Source organism: Streptomyces sp. NPDC019531 (genome assembly GCF_044903305.1).
Classification (GTDB): domain Bacteria; phylum Actinomycetota; class Actinomycetes; order Streptomycetales; family Streptomycetaceae; genus Streptomyces.
Map to the genome: position 1 here is coordinate 76440 of NZ_JBJDQL010000006.1, position 16019 is coordinate 92458.

The following is a 16019-nucleotide window of genomic DNA, read 5'->3' on the forward strand; positions in this document are numbered from 1 at the left end:
TCTCCCCCGGTTCGGACCAGGCCTTAAGGTTCCGACGTGACTGCGTTTACCGATGAGAACGTCCCCGGCCGCTTCGGCGCCACCGCCACCACCGAGGCCGACCCCCGCGAGGTCGGCAGGGTGCGCACCGAGTACTCCCCCGCGCACGACGGCGACCCCGACCCCGGGGAGATCGTGTGGACCTGGGTGCCCTTCGAGGAGAACGACGGGCGGGGCAAGGACCGTCCCGTGCTCGTGGTCGCCCGCGAGGCAGGCGGCACCTTCCTCGCCGTCCAGCTGTCGAGCAAGCGGCACGACGGGGACCGGGAGTGGGTCGCGATCGGCAGCGGGCCCTGGGACAAGTCCGGGCGCGATTCCTGGGTGGACGTCGACCGTGTCCTGCGCCTCCACGAGGAGGGCATGCGCCGGGAGGCGTGCGCCCTGGACCGGGGTCGGTTCAACCTGGTCAGGCAGCGGCTGCACGAGCGGTACGGCTGGACCTGACAGCCGGAGCCGACCGGGCGGGCGCCACCCCGGGCCGCGTCGAGCCGCACGCCATGACCGGGCCCGATGGCACCGGCCCGCATCGGCCGCCACGCCGACCGAAAGCCGAGAGCCGAGAGCCGAGGCACCGCCCTCACGTCTGAAGCTGTCGCTCCCCAAAAGCCCGTACGAACGCCTCCCGCACCACCGCGCCCCGTGTGCGGTCCAGCACCCCGAACACCACGTGCTCGAAGGCCCCGGCGAACCGTCCGCCGGAACCGAGCAGCGCCCGGAACGCCCCCGCCACCCGCGCGGGGTCGTTCTGGAACACCCCGCACCCCCAGGCTCCCAGCACCAGTCGCCGGTAGCCATGGGCCGCGGCCACCTCCAGCACCCGCTCGGCCCGCACCGCGAGGGCCCCCGGCAGCTCGGCGACCCGCTCGGGGGCCGTCCGCCGCACCACCCCGGCGTTCGGGGCCGCCGCGGTCAGGAAACCCACCAGGTGCGGTGAGTCCAGCAGGCGGCCGCGGTCGTCCCGGAACACGGGCACGGCCGGTGAGTGGATGACCCGGTCCGTGTAGAACGGATCACGGTGGGTCCGGTGATGGTCGTAGAACTCCCGGGCCCGGAGCTGGCAGGTGTACAGCGCGGAAGCCCGGCACAGGGCCTCCTCCTGGGCCTGGGCGCCGTTCAGATAGCCGCCGCCCGGATTGCGCGCCGAGGCGAAGTTCAGGACGGCTGTCCGCCCGCCGAGCCGACGGGCCGCCTCCAGGCTGCTCTCGCCCGTGACCTCGAAGAACGTGTCCACAGGAGCCACGGGCAGCACCTCAACGGGCCCCGGACCGTACATCCGCGTCCCCGCCCGGGCCGCCTCGATCCCGGCGGCCACGGAGATCTCACGCCCGTCCGGCGCGCGATACCGCCCCGCCGCCACGATCTCTTCCGTCTCCTGCGCGATACCGCGCAGACGCGCGCTCATGGCGCTACCCCCGTAAACGCCATGACCGCACGCCGCGCGGTCTCCCCCGTTGTGCCCATGCAGGAATCGTGGGCGATGCTGGGGATGCGGTGCAACAGAGTTTCCGGGGATCGACACAGCCGGAAAACGCCTTGAAAACCCCGGGGAAACGGAGATCCACAGCCCCTAATGCATGGATGTGCCCCCTTGTGCGGAACGGCACGAGGGTCTTGGGTGGGACGAGCGTTGCCGGTCCGACCCACCTGATCCCCGGGCCGGTGGCATGGTGGAATCTCAGGAGGATCCCGACATGTCCGACTCTCTGGGCGACTGTACGAGGCCTCGTACGTCGCTTCCCGAAGCCGAGCTGGAGGCCCTGGTCCGCGGTATCTGCTTCAAGACCGGCCCGCCCCGTCGCATCGGGGTCGAAGTGGAATGGCTCGTCCACGAGCTGCGCAGGCCGCGGCTCCCCGTGACACCCGAACGACTCGCGGCAGCCTACGCCGCACTGCGGACCGTGCCCCTGAAGTCGGCGCTCACCGTCGAACCAGGCGGTCAGCTGGAGCTGAGTTCTCAGCCCGCCGACTCCCTGATGGAGTGCATCGGTACCGTCTCCGCCGATCTCGCCGCCGTACGGGCGGCCCTCGCCGAGCACGGCCTCGGCCTCGTCGGCCTCGGCCACGACCCCTGGCACCCGCCCCGCAGATTTCTGCACGAACCGCGCTACGACGCCCTGGAGACCTGCCTCGACCGCACCGGCCCGGCAGGGCGCGCCATGATGTGCACCTCGGCCTCCGTGCAGGTGTGCGTGGACGCCGGCCACGAGGAGCCCGGCCCACTGGGCCTGGGACGCCGCTGGTCGCTGGCACACCAGCTGGGCCCGGTCCTGGTCGCGGCCTTCGCCAACTCCCCCCTCGCCGGCTCCGAGCCCACCGGCTGGCTCTCCACCCGCCAGCTGCTGTGGACGGAGATCGGCAAGGGCCGGGCGGGCGGCCCGGACCTGCACACCGACGCCCGCAGCGCCTGGGCCCGGCACGTCCTGGACGCGCCGGTGATGTGCATACGGCGGGACAGCGGGCCCTGGGACGTTCCGGAGGGGCTCACCTTCCGGGAGTGGGCCAGGTCGGGGGTGCCCCGGCAGCCGACCCGGGAGGATCTCGACTACCACGTCTCGACCCTGTTCCCGCCGGTCAGACCTCGCGGTCATCTCGAACTGCGCATGATCGACGCCCAGCCCGGCGAGAACGGCTGGATCGTGCCGCTCGCCGTGGCGGCCGCGCTCTTCGACGACCCGGAGGCCGCCGAGACCGCCTACCGGGTGGTGAAGCCGCTCGCCGAGCGGACCCTGTCCCTGCCCGCCCCGCACAATCCGCTGTGGATCGACGCGGCCCGGTACGGTCTGGCCGACCCCGAGCTGCACGAGGCGGCGATCGCGTGCTTCGCGGCGGCCCTGGAGGCCCTGCCCCGGCTCGGCGCCACGACGGAGGTCACGGAGGCCGTCGAAACGTATCTGCACCGCTATGTGATCCGGGGCCGCTGCCCCGCCGACGATCTGCTGGACCGCACGCACGGTTCGCTCGGGAAGGAAATCCGCACATGACCGACCCCGCAGTCGACCCCTCCGTCGACCCCGAGACCTTCCGTGAGCGGGCGGTGTCCACGCTGGTCACCGCCAGGGACCGTACGACGCTCCTCACCGGCTGCGTCGAGGACCCCGACCTGACCGCCCAGCACTCACCCCTCATGTCGCCGCTCGTGTGGGACCTCGCCCACATCGGCAACCAGGAGGAGCAGTGGCTGCTGCGGACGGTCGGCGGGCAGGAGGCGATACGGCCCGAGATCGACGGCATCTACGACGCCTTCGAGCACCCGCGCTCCGAACGCCCCACCCTGCCCCTGCTGTCGCCCGCGGAGTCCCGGCGCTACGCCGCCGAGGTGCGCGGGCGGGTCCTCGACATCCTGGAGGGCAGCACGCTGCACGGCACCCGGCTCACCGAGGCCGGGTTCGCCTTCGGGATGATCGCGCAGCACGAACAGCAGCACGACGAGACGATGCTGATCACCCATCAGCTCCGCAAGGGCCCGCAGGCCCTGACCGCCCCGGACCCGGAACCGGCCCCGCTGTTCACGGGACCGGCCGAAGTCCTGGTCCCCGGCGGCCCGTTCACCATGGGCACCTCCGACGAGCCGTGGGCGCTGGACAACGAACGCCCGGCGCACCGGCGCGAGGTGGACGCCTTCCACATCGACACGACTCCGGTGACGAACGCCGAGTACCAGGCGTTCATCGAGGACGGCGGCTACGACGACGAGCGCTGGTGGGCCCCGGCCGGGTGGGCCCATGTCCGCCAACACTCCATCCACGCCCCGCTGTTCTGGAGCCGCGACGGCAAGCAGTGGCTGCGCAGGCGCTTCGGAGTCACCGAGGTGGTGCCGCCCGACGAGCCGGTGGTCCATGTGTGCTGGTACGAGGCCGACGCCTACGCCCGTTGGGCCGGACGGCGGCTTCCCACCGAGGCGGAGTGGGAGAAGGCGGCCCGGCACGACCCCGCCGGCAACCGCTCCATGCGCTACCCGTGGGGCGACGCCGACCCGGTGCCGGAGCACGCCAACCTGGGTCAGCGCCACCTCCGCCCTGCCCCCGCCGGAAGCTATCCGGAGGGCGAATCACCGCTCGGCGTACGCCAGTTGATCGGTGACGTGTGGGAGTGGACGGCGAGCGACTTCGAGCCCTACCCCGGGTTCCAGGCGTTCCCGTACAAGGAGTACTCGGAGGTGTTCTTCGGCCCCGACCACAAGGTGCTGCGCGGCGGGTCGTTCGCCGTGGACGCGGTGGCCTGCCGGGGCACGTTCCGCAACTGGGACTACCCGATCCGGCGGCAGATCTTCTCCGGCTTTCGCACGGCCCGTTCCTCGGGAGCCGTCTGATGTGCCGTCATCTGGCCTACCTGGGACCCGAGGAACCGCTCGGCAGACTCCTCGTGGACCCCCCGCACAGCCTGTACCGCCAGTCGTGGGCACCCCGACGGCAGCGGTACGGCACGGTCAACGCAGATGGTTTCGGGGTCGGTTGGTACGCCGAGGACGACCCGGCACCGGCCCGCTACCGGCGGGCCGGGCCCATCTGGGCCGACCTGTCCTTCGCCGATCTGTCACGGGTCGTGAAGAGCACGGCGGTCCTGGCCGCCGTCCGGGACGCGACCCTGGCGGGCGCCGACGCCGAGGCCGCCGCGGCGCCGTACGCCTCGGGCCCCTGGCTGTTCAGCCACAACGGCGCCGTCGCCGGCTGGCCGCACTCCCTGGCCCCGCTCACCTCCTCGCTGCCCCCGGCGGACCTGCTGTCCATGGAGGCCCGCAACGACTCGGCGTTCGTGTGGGCGCTGGTCCTGAACCGGCTGCGGGGCGGCGACGAGGAGGGGCAGGCACTGGCCGACACGGTCCTGGAGGTGGCCGAGGCGGCCCCCGGCTCCCGGCTCAACCTCCTGCTGACCAACGGCGAGGCCATCGCCGCGACCGCCTGGGGGGACACCCTCTGGTATCTCCAACGGCCCGGCCTCGGCACGGTCGTGGCCTCCGAGCCGTACGACGACAACCCGCACTGGCAGGAGGTCCCCGACCGCACACTGCTCGCGGCGAGCCGCACCGATGTGCTGCTCACGCCGCTCAAGGAACCGTCCGTGGAACCATTCGAGGAGCCCCGCACGTGAGTCCGTTCCTGCTGACCCGCACCCTGCCCGAGGACGCCACCGAGGCCGCCCTGCGCGCCGACGTCCTCAAGGGCCTGACGCACACGCCCAAGACGCTGCCGCCGAAGTGGTTCTACGACGCCCATGGCAGCGAACTCTTCGAGCAGATCACCGAGTTGCCCGAGTACTACCCCACCCGCGCCGAACGGGAGATCCTCGTCGCGCGGTCCGGCGAGATCGCCGCGGCGACCGGCGCCCGCACCCTGGTCGAGCTGGGCTCCGGCTCCTCGGAGAAGACCCGGTATCTGCTCGACGCGCTGACCGGGCTGCACACCTACGTCCCGGTCGACGTCAGCGAGAGCGCACTCACCCAGGCCGGGCACGCGCTGATCGCCCAGCGCCCGGAGTTGAGCGTGCACGCGCTGATCGCCGACTTCACGGCCGGGCTGACCCTGCCGGGGGCGCCGGGCCCGCGCCTGCTGGCCTTCCTCGGCGGCACGATCGGCAACCTGCTCCCCGTCGAGCGGGCCGCGTTCCTCGGCTCCGTCCGCGCGCTGCTCTCCCCCGGTGACGCGCTGCTGCTCGGCACGGACCTGGTCAAGGATGAGAACGTGCTGGTCAGGGCGTACGACGACGCGGCCGGAGTGACGGCCGCGTTCAACAAGAACGTCCTGACCGTCGTCAACCGCGAGCTCGGCGCCGACTTCGATCCCGACGCCTTCGACCATGTGGCGCTCTGGGACGCCGGGAACGAGTGGATCGAGATGCGGCTGCGCTCCCGCAAGGAACAGACCGTGAAGGTCCCGGCGCTCGGTCTGGCCGTCGACTTCGCGGCGGACGAGGAGCTGCACACCGAGATCTCGGCGAAGTTCCGCAAGGAGGGCGTCCGTAACGAACTCTCCGCCGCAGGGCTGGAGTTGACCCACTGGTGGACGGACCGTGAGGGACGGTTCGCGCTGTCGCTGAGCGTGGTGCGGTAGAAGGCGGGCCGGCGAGGGGGGCCGTTCGTCCCGGCCCCCTCGCCGGTGTCAGTCCAGTGCGGCGGCCATCCGCCGGACCGCCTCGGTGATCAGCTCGGGATTCGTCGCGAGGTTCAGACGCACGAAGCCCGCGCCGCCCGTTCCGAACGGGATGCCGGAGTTCAGTGCGACCTTGCCGCGCTCCAGGAAGACGGCAGCCGGATCGTCGCCCAGATCCAGTGAGCGGCAGTCCAGCCAGGCCAGGAAGGTGGCCTGGGACGGTTCGTAGCGCACGGCGGGCAGGGACTCGGCGAGGAGCCCGGCCAGCAGCCGACGGTTGTCGTCGAGGCCCATGAGCAGGCCGTCGAGCCAGGCACCTCCGTCCCGCAGTGCTGCGGTGTGGGCGATGACGCCGACATGGCTGGGGCCGTGACCGACCTCCTCGGGCAGGCGCGCGAGGTCGTCGGCCGCGTCGGGCCCGGCGACCGCCACGGCGGCTTTGAGCCCGGCCAGGTTCCACGCCTTGGAGGCCGACAGCAGCGACAGCCCGCTCTCAGCGCCTGGAACGCTCAGGTAGGGCACGAAAACCGTGCCCGGGGCCACGACCGGCGCGTGGATCTCGTCGGCCACGACCCGCACGCCGTAAGCCTGCGCCAGCGCCGCCACAGCCGTCAGCTCGTCGGCGGTGTGCACGGTGCCGGTCGGGTTGTGCGGGCTGCACAGCAGGTACACGGGCCGGTCCGCGCCCTGATGGACCCGCCCGAAGGTCCCCTCCAGCGCGCCGAGGTCGATCCGGCCGTCCGCGCCGAGCGGCGCCTCGACGACCTGCCGGCCCATGCTCTCGACGAACTGGTAGAACGGCGGGTACACGGGCGAGTTGACGACGACCGGATCCCCCGGCCCGGAGACCAGTTTGATCATCTCGACGACGCCCAGCATCACGTCCGGCACGATCGCCGTACGCTCCACCGCGAGCCCGTCCCAGTCCCACCGCTTGCTCGCGAAGGCGGCCAGCGCCTCGGCGTACCCGGTCCCGGCCGGGTATCCGGTGTCTCCCAGTGTCACCGCGTCCCGGATCGCCTGCGCGACCGGTTCGGCGAGGGGGACGTCCATCTCGGCCACCCACAACGGAAGTACTTCCTGCGGATACGTCCGCCACTTCATGCTGGTGCGTTGCCGCAGCTGCGCCAAGGAGAGCTGGCGCAACGGGTTCGCGGCGGCGGAGGCAGGAATGTCACACGGCATACCGTCCATGGGCCAAAGATAGGTGGCGTCCGCCCCTCGGTGAACCGGCGGACCACTCGCGCTCCGCCGTCGCCTGGGGCACCGTGGAACCATGACTAACCACACCTACCGGGTGACCGAGATCGTCGGCACCTCGCCCGACGGCGTTGACCAGGCGATCCGCAACGGCATCACCCGCGCCTCCCAGACCCTCCGCAATCTCGACTGGTTCGAGGTGACCCAGGTGCGGGGGCAGATCGAGGACGGACAGGTCCAGCACTGGCAGGTCGGCCTCAAGGTCGGTTTCCGCCTCGACGAGTCCGGCTGACCGCGTTCAGGTCCGCCCCTCCCGCTCCTGCGCCACCTCCAGCGCGGCGGAAGGGGCGGACCAGCGTGCACGTACGACGGTGAAGCCGGCCCGCTGGGCGTCCTCGCAGACCAACTCGTCGTCGTCCACCAGCACCCGGATCTCCCGGGTCCTGGCGAGCTGCTTGAGGATCTCCAGCTTGGTGCGCCGGGCCGGCCGCCGGTCGTCGTTGCGGCGCATGTACGCGCGCCCCTCGGGCAGTTGCTGCGCGCCGAGCCAGGCGAGCGTGTCCCGTCGGCAGCGCTCGGGGCGGCCGGTGAGGTACACGATCTCGCACTCCTCGGCGCTCTCCAGCACCAGCGCAATGCCCTCCGGGATCGGCGGATCCGCGGGCGCGGCGGCGAAGAACGCGTCCCAGTCGCGCGGCTTCCGCTCCAGGAACCGCTGCCGGTGGGCCGTGTCGGCAAGGGTGTTGTCCAGGTCGAACACGGCGAGCGGGGACTTGTCGCTGTCGGTCACACCGCCACCCTAGCCCCGGCGACCGGCCGTCGGAGCACGCCTGCAGGCGAAGGGGTACCCCGCCCGCACCCCGTGGTCGGTGCAGGCCGCATGCTTCTCCCATGCCCTCGACGTCCCGCTCGTTCCTGACCGGATCCGCCTCCTGCACCGTCGTCATCTGCCGGGGCTGCTGCTGTGGCGACGCCCGCAAGAACCCCGGCACCGACCACACCTGGCAGCTGGAGCTGCTGCGGGCCGGTGCGGCCGAGCACGGCTTCCAGGTCCGTACGACCGACTGTCTGGGCCCCTGCGACCAGGCGAACGTGATCGTCGTACGCCCCTCGGCGGCCGGGCGCCGGGCGGGTGGCAAGGCCGCCTGGATCGGGTTCGTCATGGACGACGAGGGCACCGAGGAGGTGGTGCAGTGGGCGGCGGCGGGAGGACCGGGGGTCGCAGAACCGCCGCTCACGCTGGAGCTGCAGTTCATCGAACCGCCACGGGAGGCCCGGATACGGTCCCGTCGCCGCCGTCAGCCGTAGAACTCGGCCCGGACCCGACGCAGCCACGCCTCGGCCGGCCCTTCGTCGGGCCGGTCGGGCAGCACACTGCGGGTCTCGGCGAAGGCGCTCTCGTAGTGGGCGAGCAGCGAGCGGGCGGTCGCGGGGTCCGCGGCGACGGAGTCCCCGAAGCGGTGGTACTGCTCGGGATCCTCGACCCGCACGGCGAGCCGCCCCGTGGCGTACAGCTCCAGGCCCTGGTGGCACAGGCGCTTGAGGTGCCGGGCGTGCTTGGCGGTGCGGGGGTCGCCGCCGCGGCTCTCCAGCTTCCTGAACTGCTGGGTGGCGTACCCGAGATAGGCGTCCCGGACCCGCTGGGCGCTCAGGAACGACCCGCGGATGCCGATGAGTTCGTCGCCCAGCGGGGTGCGCACCTCGTACAGCTCGTCCGGCAGCCACACCAGTTCCATGACGGTCGGATTGCCGCCGAGGGCGAGCCGGCACCACTTCGCCGCCTCGTGGAGGGTGCGGTCGGGTGCCGTGGTGACGTGGGACTCCTTCGGCGTGTGCAGACCGAGCAGGGTCTCGGTGGGCGCGGCGAACATGCCGAGCCGGTCCACGTCGGACCCCTCACGGGCGAGTCCGTACGCGGTCGAGCCGACGATGCCGGAGAGCAGGATGTTCTGGGCGGTCACCCGGCCCATTGTGCTGACCTGCGCGGATGCCGGTCATCTGGTTTTCCGTGGCAGGTGGCCGCCGTCCGCTTCTCCGTCCTGGACCGCTCCCGCACCCGCGAGGTCGGTACCAACGCCGAGGCCCTGCGGGACACGGTCAGGCTGGCCCAGGAGCTGGAGCGGCTCGGCTACCACCGGTTCCGGAACACCACGGTGTGCCCGGCGTCGCCGAAACCTGGGACTTCGACAGCTGGGTCACCCCGACGTCTCAGATGGGTGCGGCTCTTCTGCAGTGAGCTGGTGATGCCGTGCGCCGTCACCGTTCGTGCTCGGACGGCGGATCGTCGTGTCCCAGGGCGTGGTCTTGGAGGCGGCGATGGTGTCGTGGCTGGAGGAACTCGATCGGCGGGAGGCCGCCGCGCGGGAGGTGGCCCGGGCGGCCGGCAGCGTGACAGCGCCCTATCTGGCAGCCGTCACGACCACTGAGGGGAAGTGACCCGCCGTGGTGGTCAGAGCGTGCGCCTGACGGTCTCCGCGCTGCCCGCACGTCTCGGCGGCGCGGGCGAGTGACTTCCGTTCGCTGTGGCTGCCGGGTGCGATCAGTGGCAGCACCTCCACCTCGGCCACCAGTCCCCGTGCCGACACGACCCGCCACACCGATGCCAGCAGGGAGTCGTTGCCGATGAAGGCGGGGGCCGTGCTGGCGCCGCCGTCGGCGAGGCGGTAGCGCAGTCTCACCGGCTGGACCGGGGCCCCGGCGTCCAGGGCCGCCTGGAAGACCGCGCGCCGGAAGTGGCCCTGCGCGCGGCCGCACCAGGTGCTGCCCTCCGGGAAGACCGCGACCGCGGCGCCTTCGCGCAACGCGTCGGCGATACGGGCGACCGTGTCCGGGAGGGCCCGCAGCCGGTCCCGGTCGATGAACAGCGCACCGCTGCCTGCGGTCAGCCGACCCGCCACCGGCCAGTGCCGGATCTCGGACTTGGCGAGCATCCGGGCGGGGCGTACGGCGGCGAGCAGCGGGATGTCCAGCCAGGAGATGTGGTTGGCGACCAGGAGCACTCCGCCGGTGGGCGTGGTGGTGCCGGACATGCGGACCCGGACCCCCGAGGCCCGCACCACCGCCCGGCACCACCACCTGACCGTGCCGGCCGGGATCCACCGGCCGACCGGCAGCAACACGATCCCGGCGAGCGTGACCGCCGTGACCGCCACGAGCCGCAGCACGGCACGGGGTACGGCCGTGGCGGTTCCCGCCCTCTCCAGGCACGCCCCGGGGGTGCAGGGCGCGCTGGGCTGCCAGACGCTCATCAGGCCGGGACGAGCGAGAGGAAGTGCCGCAGGTAACGGGCGTTGACGCGGCGCATGGACAGCAGCACGTACATGTCGGCGACCCCGAAGTCCGGGTCGTGGGCGGGCTGGCCGCACACCCAGGCGCCGAGGCGGAGGTAGCCGCGCAGCAGCGGGGGCAGCTCGGTGTGGGCGGCGGGCGTGCCCTCCGCGGGCTCCCAGGGCAGCAGGGGCCGTACCCGGAACTCCTCGGGAGCCAGGTACTTGGCGCGCACCCGGTCCCAGGTGCCGGCCGCGAGCGCGCCGCCGTCGGCGAGCGGGATGGAGCAGCAGCCTGCCAGCCAGTCGTGGCCGCGGTCCACCATGTAGCGGGCGATCCCGGCCCAGATGAGGCCGATGACCGCGCCGTCGCGGTGGTCGGGGTGCACACAGGAGCGGCCGACCTCGACGAGGCCCGGGCGGATCGTGTCCAGCGGCGCGAGGTCGAACTCGCTCTCCGAGTACAGGCGTCCGGCGACCGCGGCCCGCTCCGGGGGCAGCAGCCGGTAGGTGCCGACGACCTGGCCGGTCACGGTGTCACGGACGAGCAGGTGGTCGCAGTAGGCGTCGAAGCCGTCGATGTCGAGGCCCGCTTCCGGGGTCGTCAGGAGGGCGCCCATCTCCCCGGCGAACACGTCGTGCCGCAGCCGCTGCGCGGCACGTACGTCGTCCTCGTTTCGGGCCAGGGTGACGGTGTAGCGGGTGGGGGCGACGCTCTGCGGGGGACGGTCCAGGGTGGAAACGCCGGTCATGGCACTCTCCAGGTCACAGGCGGAGGCGGCAAGCGGTGCCGCTGTCCCTGTTCTTCCGACGCCGGTTGGCGTGTACGTGACCGGTTCCGAGAGCGCGGATGTGCGGAGGTTGAACTGCTCGGACAAGGTGTCCGGCGCCTCCGACTCCGTCGACCGGACGGTGTCCCGCCGGTGACCGGAGGGAGGCAACGCCGGGGCTCTCACCGAGAGACCCTGGTGGGGCCGGACCTGAGCACCACGTCCGACCCCACCCGTCCGCACCTTTTCGGCGAACGTCTGTCAGCGCCTGGCGGCCTTCCGGGTCGCCCGCAGCCACTCCCTGTTCATGCTGGTGATGGAGACCAGAGGGATGCCCTTCGGGCAGGCCGTCGCACACTCGCCCGCCAAGGTGCACCCCCCGAACCCCTCGTCGTCCATCTGCGCCACCATGTCCAGCACCCGGGTCTCCCGCTCGGGCGCACCCTGCGGCAGCACGTTCAGGTGATTGACCTTGGCCGAGGTGAACAGCATCGCCGCCCCGTTGGGACAGGCGGCCACACATGCCCCGCACCCGATGCACTCGGCGTGCTCGAACGCGAAGTCGGCATCGGGCTTCGGCACCGGCGTGGCATGTGCCTCGGGAGCCGCCCCGGTGGGCGCCGTGATGTACCCACCGGCCTGGATGATCCGGTCGAAGGCCGACCGGTCCACGACCAGGTCCTTGATCACCGGGAACGCGGACGCCCGCCACGGCTCGATGTCGATCGTGTCGCCGTCCGAGAAGGACCGCATGTGCAGCTGACAGGTGGTCGTCCGCTCGGGCCCGTGCGCGTCCCCGTTGATCACCAGCGAACACGCACCGCAGATGCCCTCACGGCAGTCGTGGTCGAAGGCCACGGGGTCCTCACCGCGCAGGATGAGCTCCTCGTTGAGGGTGTCCAGCATCTCCAGGAAGGACATGTCGGACGAGATGCCGTCCACCTCGTACGTGGACATCGCTCCGTCGGCGTCGGCGTTCTTCTGCCGCCAGACGCGCAGGGTGAGCTTCATGCGTAGCTCCGCTGAGTGGGGTGGACGTACTCGAAGACCAGGTCTTCCTTGTGCAGGACGGGCGCCTCTCCGGTGCCGGTGAACTCCCAGGCCGCCGCGTAGGCGAACTCGTCGTCCCTGCGGGCCGCTTCGCCGTCGGGTGTCTGGGACTCCTCGCGGAAGTGGCCGCCGCAGGACTCGGCGCGGTGCAGCGCGTCGAGGCACATCAGCTCGGCGAGCTCCAGGTAGTCGACGACGCGATTGGCCTTCTCCAGCGACTGGTTGAACTCCGCGCCGGTACCCGGGACCTTGATGCGGCGCCAGAACTCCTCGCGGATCTGCGGGATGCGCTCAAGTGCCTTGCGCAGCCCGGAGTCGGTGCGCGCCATCCCGCAGAACTCCCACATGAGTTCGCCGACCTCGCGGTGGAAGGAGTCCGGAGTACGGTCGCCGTCCACGGCGAGGAGCAGATGGACCCGGTCCTGGGTCTCCGCCAACACCTCCTGGACGGCGGGGTGTTCGTCGGTTACCGGGTCCTGGTGGGGGTTGCGGGCGAGGTAGTCGTTGATGGTCGCCGGCAGCACGAAGTAGCCGTCGGCCAGGCCCTGCATCAGGGCGGAGGCGCCGAGCCGGTTCGCACCGTGGTCGGAGAAGTTGGCCTCGCCGACGGCGAACAGACCGGGGACGGTGGTCTGGAGGTCGTAGTCGACCCACAGTCCGCCCATCGTGTAGTGCACGGCGGGATAGATCCGCATGGGCACCTCGTACGGATCCTCGTCGGTGATCCGCTGGTACATGTCGAAGAGGTTGCCGTACTTGGCCTCGACGGCCTTCCGTCCCATCCGCTCGATGGCGTCGGCGAAGTCGAGGTACACGCCCTGTCCGCCGGGGCCGACGCCCCTGCCCTCGTCGCAGACGTTCTTCGCGGCGCGGGAGGCGATGTCGCGCGGGACCAGGTTGCCGAAGGACGGGTAGATGCGCTCCAGGTAGTAGTCGCGCTCGTCCTCGGGGATCCTGTTCGGCGGTCGGGTGTCGCCCTTGGCCTTCGGCACCCAGATCCGGCCGTCGTTGCGCAGCGACTCACTCATCAGCGTCAGCTTGGACTGGTGGTCGCCGGTGCGTGGGATGCAGGTCGGATGGATCTGGGTGAAGCAGGGGTTGGCGAAGTGGGCGCCGCGGCGATGGGCCCTCCAGACGGCCGTCGCGTTGGAGTTCATGGCGTTGGTCGACAGGTAGAAGACGTTTCCGTAGCCACCGGAGGCCAGCACCACCGCGTCCGCGAAGTACGTGTCGATGCGACCGGTGACGAGATCCCGGGCCACGATCCCCCGCGCCCGCCCGTCGACGACGATCAGGTCGAGCATCTCGGTGCGCGGGTGCATCTCGATGTTCCCTGCCGCGATCTGCCTCGACAGCGCCTGATACGCCCCCAGCAGCAACTGCTGGCCCGTCTGCCCGCGGGCGTAGAAGGTCCGGGAGACCTGTACACCGCCGAAGGAGCGGGTGTCGAGCAGCCCGCCGTACTCCCGCGCGAAGGGCACGCCCTGCGCCACGCACTGGTCGATGATCTCAACGGAGATCTGCGCGAGGCGGTGGACGTTGGACTCGCGGGCCCGGAAGTCGCCGCCCTTGACGGTGTCGTAGAAGAGCCGGTGGATGGAGTCGCCGTCGTTGCGGTAGTTCTTGGCCGCGTTGATGCCGCCCTGCGCGGCGATGGAGTGGGCGCGGCGCGGGGAGTCCTGGTAGCAGAACTGGACGACGTGATAGCCCTGTTCGGCGAGGGTGGCGCCGACGGAGCCGCCCGCGAGACCCGTCCCGACGACGATCACCGTGTGCTTGCGCCGGTTGGCGGGGTTGACCAGCTTGGCCTCGAACCGGCGCCTGTCCCATCGTTCGTTGACGGGCCCGGGGGGCGCCTTGTCGTCTGTCAGCGCCGAGCCTGTCGTGTAGTCGACGTAGGTCATGTTCAGCTCACCACTCCGGTCATGACACCCACGGGTACGGCGATGAAGCCGGCCGTGAGCAGCAGTGCGAGGACATTGGCGACGGCCTTGAGGGCCCGGTCGCGGCTGCGGCTGCCGGCGCCGAGGGTCTGCGCGGCGCTCCAGAAGCCGTGCCGGACGTGCAGGCCGAGGGCGAGCATCGCCACGATGTAGATGACGTTGCCGTACCAGGTGGAGAAGGTGTCCACGACGTTCTGGTACGGGTGGCCCTCCTGGAAGCCGCCGGAGTGCACGGTGCCGGTCGTCAGGTCGAGGATGTGCCACACGATGAACAGGCCGAGGATGATCCCGCCCCAGCGCATGGTGCGCGTCGCGTAGCTCGCCCGCCGCTTCTTGTGGACGTACTTGCGGGGCCGCGCCCGGAGGTCACGGCGGCTGAGCTGGTAGGCGGAGGTGGCGTGGGCGCCCACGGCGACGACCAGCACCACACGGATCAGCCAGAGCGTCCACTCGTAGTGCATGAACGGTTCGCCGACCGTGCGCAGCCAGTGCGCGTAGTGGTTGAACTCGCCCGCACCGAAGAAGATCTTCAGGTTGCCGATCATATGGACGACCAGGTACAGGAGCATGATCAGGCCGCTGACGGCCATCACGGTCTTCTTGCCGACGGAGCTGTCCCACACGGTGCGTGCCATGGACGGCCGTCGGTCCGTCCGCGTTGCCAGAGCCATGACTCAAGACGTTAGAACCGAAGGTCCCGATCGGTCCAAGACATGGTCCGGCTTGATTCCATAGAGAGCAGCTATCGTACGAGTGTGCAGTTCCAGCAGCTCCAGTACTTCGTGGCGGTCGCCGAGACCCGCCACTTCACCCGTGCCGCCGATCTCGTCCACGTGGCGCAGCCGTCCCTGTCCCAGCAGATCAAGGCGCTGGAGCGGGAGCTCGGGGCGGACCTCTTCCTCCGGGCCCGCGGCAACATCACGCTCACCGACGCGGGCGAGGCCCTGCTGCCGCTGGCCCGCCGTATCCTCGCCGACGCGGACACCGCCCGGCACGAGGTGCAGGAGCTGGTGCAGCTGCGCAGCGGCCGGGTCCGGCTCGGGGCGACCCCGAGTCTGTGCACCGGTCTGCTGCCGGACGTGCTGCGCGCCTTCCACGACCGCTATCCCGGCATCCGGCTGATGATCGAGGAGGGCGGCTCCCACGATCTCGTACGACTGCTCGCGCGCGGCGCCCTCGACCTGGCGCTGGTGGTCCTCCCGCTGCCCACGCCGTCCCCGGCGCTGACGACGGTGGAGCTGCTGCGCGAGGACCTGGTCGTCGTCTCCTCGCCGGAGGCTTCCGCACCCGGTGGTCCGGGCCGCCGCACCGTGCGCATCTGCGACCTGGAGAGCGAGCCGCTGGTGATGTTCCGGCACGGCTACGACCTGCGCGAGCTGACCGTGGCCGCGTGCCGTGCCGAGGGGTTCGAACCGGACTTCGCGGTGGAGGGCGGGGAGATGGACGCGGTCCTTGGCTTCGTACGGGCGGGCCTGGGCGTGGCCGTCGTACCGCGCATGGTCGCCACGCGCTCGGGGCGGGGGCTGCGCGTCACCCCGCTCGCCCGGCCGGGTCTGCACCGGACGATCGCGCTGGCGCACCGCAGCGATGTGGCCCCGCCGCGGGCGGCGCGGGAGTTGCAGCGGATGCTGCTGGAGCGCTGAGCGGTCGTAGCATGGCGTTCTC

The 16019-nt window shown here is 71.4% G+C and carries 17 protein-coding genes and 1 pseudogene; 9 read left to right on the forward strand and 9 right to left on the reverse strand.

Going from position 1 to position 16019, the window contains the following annotated elements; all coding sequences use genetic code 11:
• Positions 1-36: 36 nt before the first annotated feature.
• Positions 37-483, forward strand: a complete 447-nt coding sequence (locus ACI2L1_RS09805; protein WP_404738791.1) for a type II toxin-antitoxin system PemK/MazF family toxin — start codon at positions 37-39, stop codon at positions 481-483.
• A gap of 133 nt (positions 484-616) precedes the next feature.
• Here ACI2L1_RS09805 and ACI2L1_RS09810 read toward each other — a convergent pair whose 3' ends face one another.
• Complete coding sequence (locus tag ACI2L1_RS09810) at positions 617-1441, reverse strand: TIGR02452 family protein (RefSeq protein WP_404738792.1); 825 nt, start codon at positions 1439-1441, stop codon at positions 617-619.
• A gap of 289 nt (positions 1442-1730) precedes the next feature.
• Between ACI2L1_RS09810 and egtA the strand changes: the two genes are divergently transcribed.
• The 4 genes from egtA to egtD are packed head-to-tail and all read left to right on the forward strand — an operon-like array spanning position 1731 to position 6086.
• Positions 1731-3020, forward strand: coding sequence for an ergothioneine biosynthesis glutamate--cysteine ligase EgtA (gene egtA, locus ACI2L1_RS09815; RefSeq protein WP_404738793.1), 1290 nt, complete (start codon positions 1731-1733; stop codon positions 3018-3020).
• Positions 3017-4348: an ergothioneine biosynthesis protein EgtB gene (egtB, locus tag ACI2L1_RS09820; RefSeq protein WP_404738794.1), complete on the forward strand. Its 1332-nt coding sequence runs from the start codon at positions 3017-3019 to the stop codon at positions 4346-4348. The genes egtA and egtB overlap by 4 nt, the downstream gene beginning before the upstream one ends.
• Positions 4348-5127 (forward strand): ergothioneine biosynthesis protein EgtC, encoded by a 780-nt coding sequence (egtC, locus tag ACI2L1_RS09825; protein WP_404738795.1) that lies wholly within the window; start codon positions 4348-4350, stop codon positions 5125-5127. Before egtB ends, egtC begins: the two co-directional genes overlap by 1 nt.
• The gene (gene egtD / locus ACI2L1_RS09830) at positions 5124-6086 is read left to right on the forward strand and encodes an L-histidine N(alpha)-methyltransferase (protein WP_404738796.1); all 963 of its coding nucleotides are present in this window, start codon (positions 5124-5126) and stop codon (positions 6084-6086) included. The genes egtC and egtD overlap by 4 nt, the downstream gene beginning before the upstream one ends.
• A 48-nt stretch (positions 6087-6134) precedes the next feature.
• Here egtD and ACI2L1_RS09835 read toward each other — a convergent pair whose 3' ends face one another.
• Positions 6135-7310, reverse strand: coding sequence for a MalY/PatB family protein (locus ACI2L1_RS09835; protein WP_404739008.1), 1176 nt, complete (start codon positions 7308-7310; stop codon positions 6135-6137).
• Positions 7311-7401: 91 nt separating this feature from the next.
• Between ACI2L1_RS09835 and ACI2L1_RS09840 the strand changes: the two genes are divergently transcribed.
• Positions 7402-7617, forward strand: a complete 216-nt coding sequence (locus tag ACI2L1_RS09840; protein WP_123993773.1) for a dodecin — start codon at positions 7402-7404, stop codon at positions 7615-7617.
• A 6-nt stretch (positions 7618-7623) separates the two neighbouring features.
• Here the strand turns inward: ACI2L1_RS09840 and ACI2L1_RS09845 are convergent, their stop codons facing one another.
• On the reverse strand, positions 7624-8115 hold the full coding sequence (locus ACI2L1_RS09845; RefSeq protein WP_404738797.1) for a hypothetical protein: 492 nt from the start codon (positions 8113-8115) through the stop codon (positions 7624-7626).
• Between the two features lie 101 nt (positions 8116-8216).
• Here ACI2L1_RS09845 and ACI2L1_RS09850 point away from each other — a divergent pair, with 101 nt between their 5' ends.
• A complete protein-coding gene (locus ACI2L1_RS09850) occupies positions 8217-8633 on the forward strand; it encodes a (2Fe-2S) ferredoxin domain-containing protein (protein WP_404738798.1) in 417 nt (138 codons plus the stop codon).
• On the opposite strand, the gene ACI2L1_RS09855 is transcribed toward ACI2L1_RS09850, so the two are convergent.
• Positions 8624-9286, reverse strand: coding sequence for a DNA polymerase beta superfamily protein (locus tag ACI2L1_RS09855; protein ID WP_404738799.1), 663 nt, complete (start codon positions 9284-9286; stop codon positions 8624-8626). The genes ACI2L1_RS09850 and ACI2L1_RS09855 overlap by 10 nt on opposite strands.
• Before the next feature lie 54 nt (positions 9287-9340).
• Between ACI2L1_RS09855 and ACI2L1_RS09860 the strand changes: the two are divergent.
• A pseudogene (locus tag ACI2L1_RS09860) lies at positions 9341-9495 on the forward strand (LLM class flavin-dependent oxidoreductase); the annotation flags it as partial.
• A 229-nt stretch (positions 9496-9724) separates the two neighbouring features.
• Here the strand turns inward: ACI2L1_RS09860 and ACI2L1_RS09865 are convergent.
• The 5 genes from ACI2L1_RS09865 to ACI2L1_RS09885 all read right to left on the reverse strand — a co-directional run bounded on the left by ACI2L1_RS09865 (position 9725) and on the right by ACI2L1_RS09885 (position 14989).
• A complete protein-coding gene (locus tag ACI2L1_RS09865) occupies positions 9725-10573 on the reverse strand; it encodes a lysophospholipid acyltransferase family protein (protein WP_404738800.1) in 849 nt (282 codons plus the stop codon).
• On the reverse strand, positions 10573-11343 hold the full coding sequence (locus tag ACI2L1_RS09870; RefSeq protein ID WP_404738801.1) for a GNAT family N-acetyltransferase: 771 nt from the start codon (positions 11341-11343) through the stop codon (positions 10573-10575). Before ACI2L1_RS09870 ends, ACI2L1_RS09865 begins: the two co-directional genes overlap by 1 nt.
• A gap of 279 nt (positions 11344-11622) precedes the next feature.
• A complete protein-coding gene (locus ACI2L1_RS09875) occupies positions 11623-12372 on the reverse strand; it encodes a succinate dehydrogenase/fumarate reductase iron-sulfur subunit (RefSeq protein WP_404738802.1) in 750 nt (249 codons plus the stop codon).
• Positions 12369-14315, reverse strand: coding sequence for a fumarate reductase/succinate dehydrogenase flavoprotein subunit (locus tag ACI2L1_RS09880; RefSeq protein WP_404738803.1), 1947 nt, complete (start codon positions 14313-14315; stop codon positions 12369-12371). Before ACI2L1_RS09880 ends, ACI2L1_RS09875 begins: the two co-directional genes overlap by 4 nt.
• 2 nt (positions 14316-14317) lie before the next feature.
• A complete protein-coding gene (locus ACI2L1_RS09885) occupies positions 14318-14989 on the reverse strand; it encodes a succinate dehydrogenase (protein ID WP_404738804.1) in 672 nt (223 codons plus the stop codon).
• Between the two features lie 120 nt (positions 14990-15109).
• Between ACI2L1_RS09885 and ACI2L1_RS09890 the strand changes: the two genes are divergently transcribed.
• Complete coding sequence (locus tag ACI2L1_RS09890) at positions 15110-15997, forward strand: LysR family transcriptional regulator (RefSeq protein ID WP_404738805.1); 888 nt, start codon at positions 15110-15112, stop codon at positions 15995-15997.
• Positions 15998-16019: the final 22 nt, after the last annotated feature.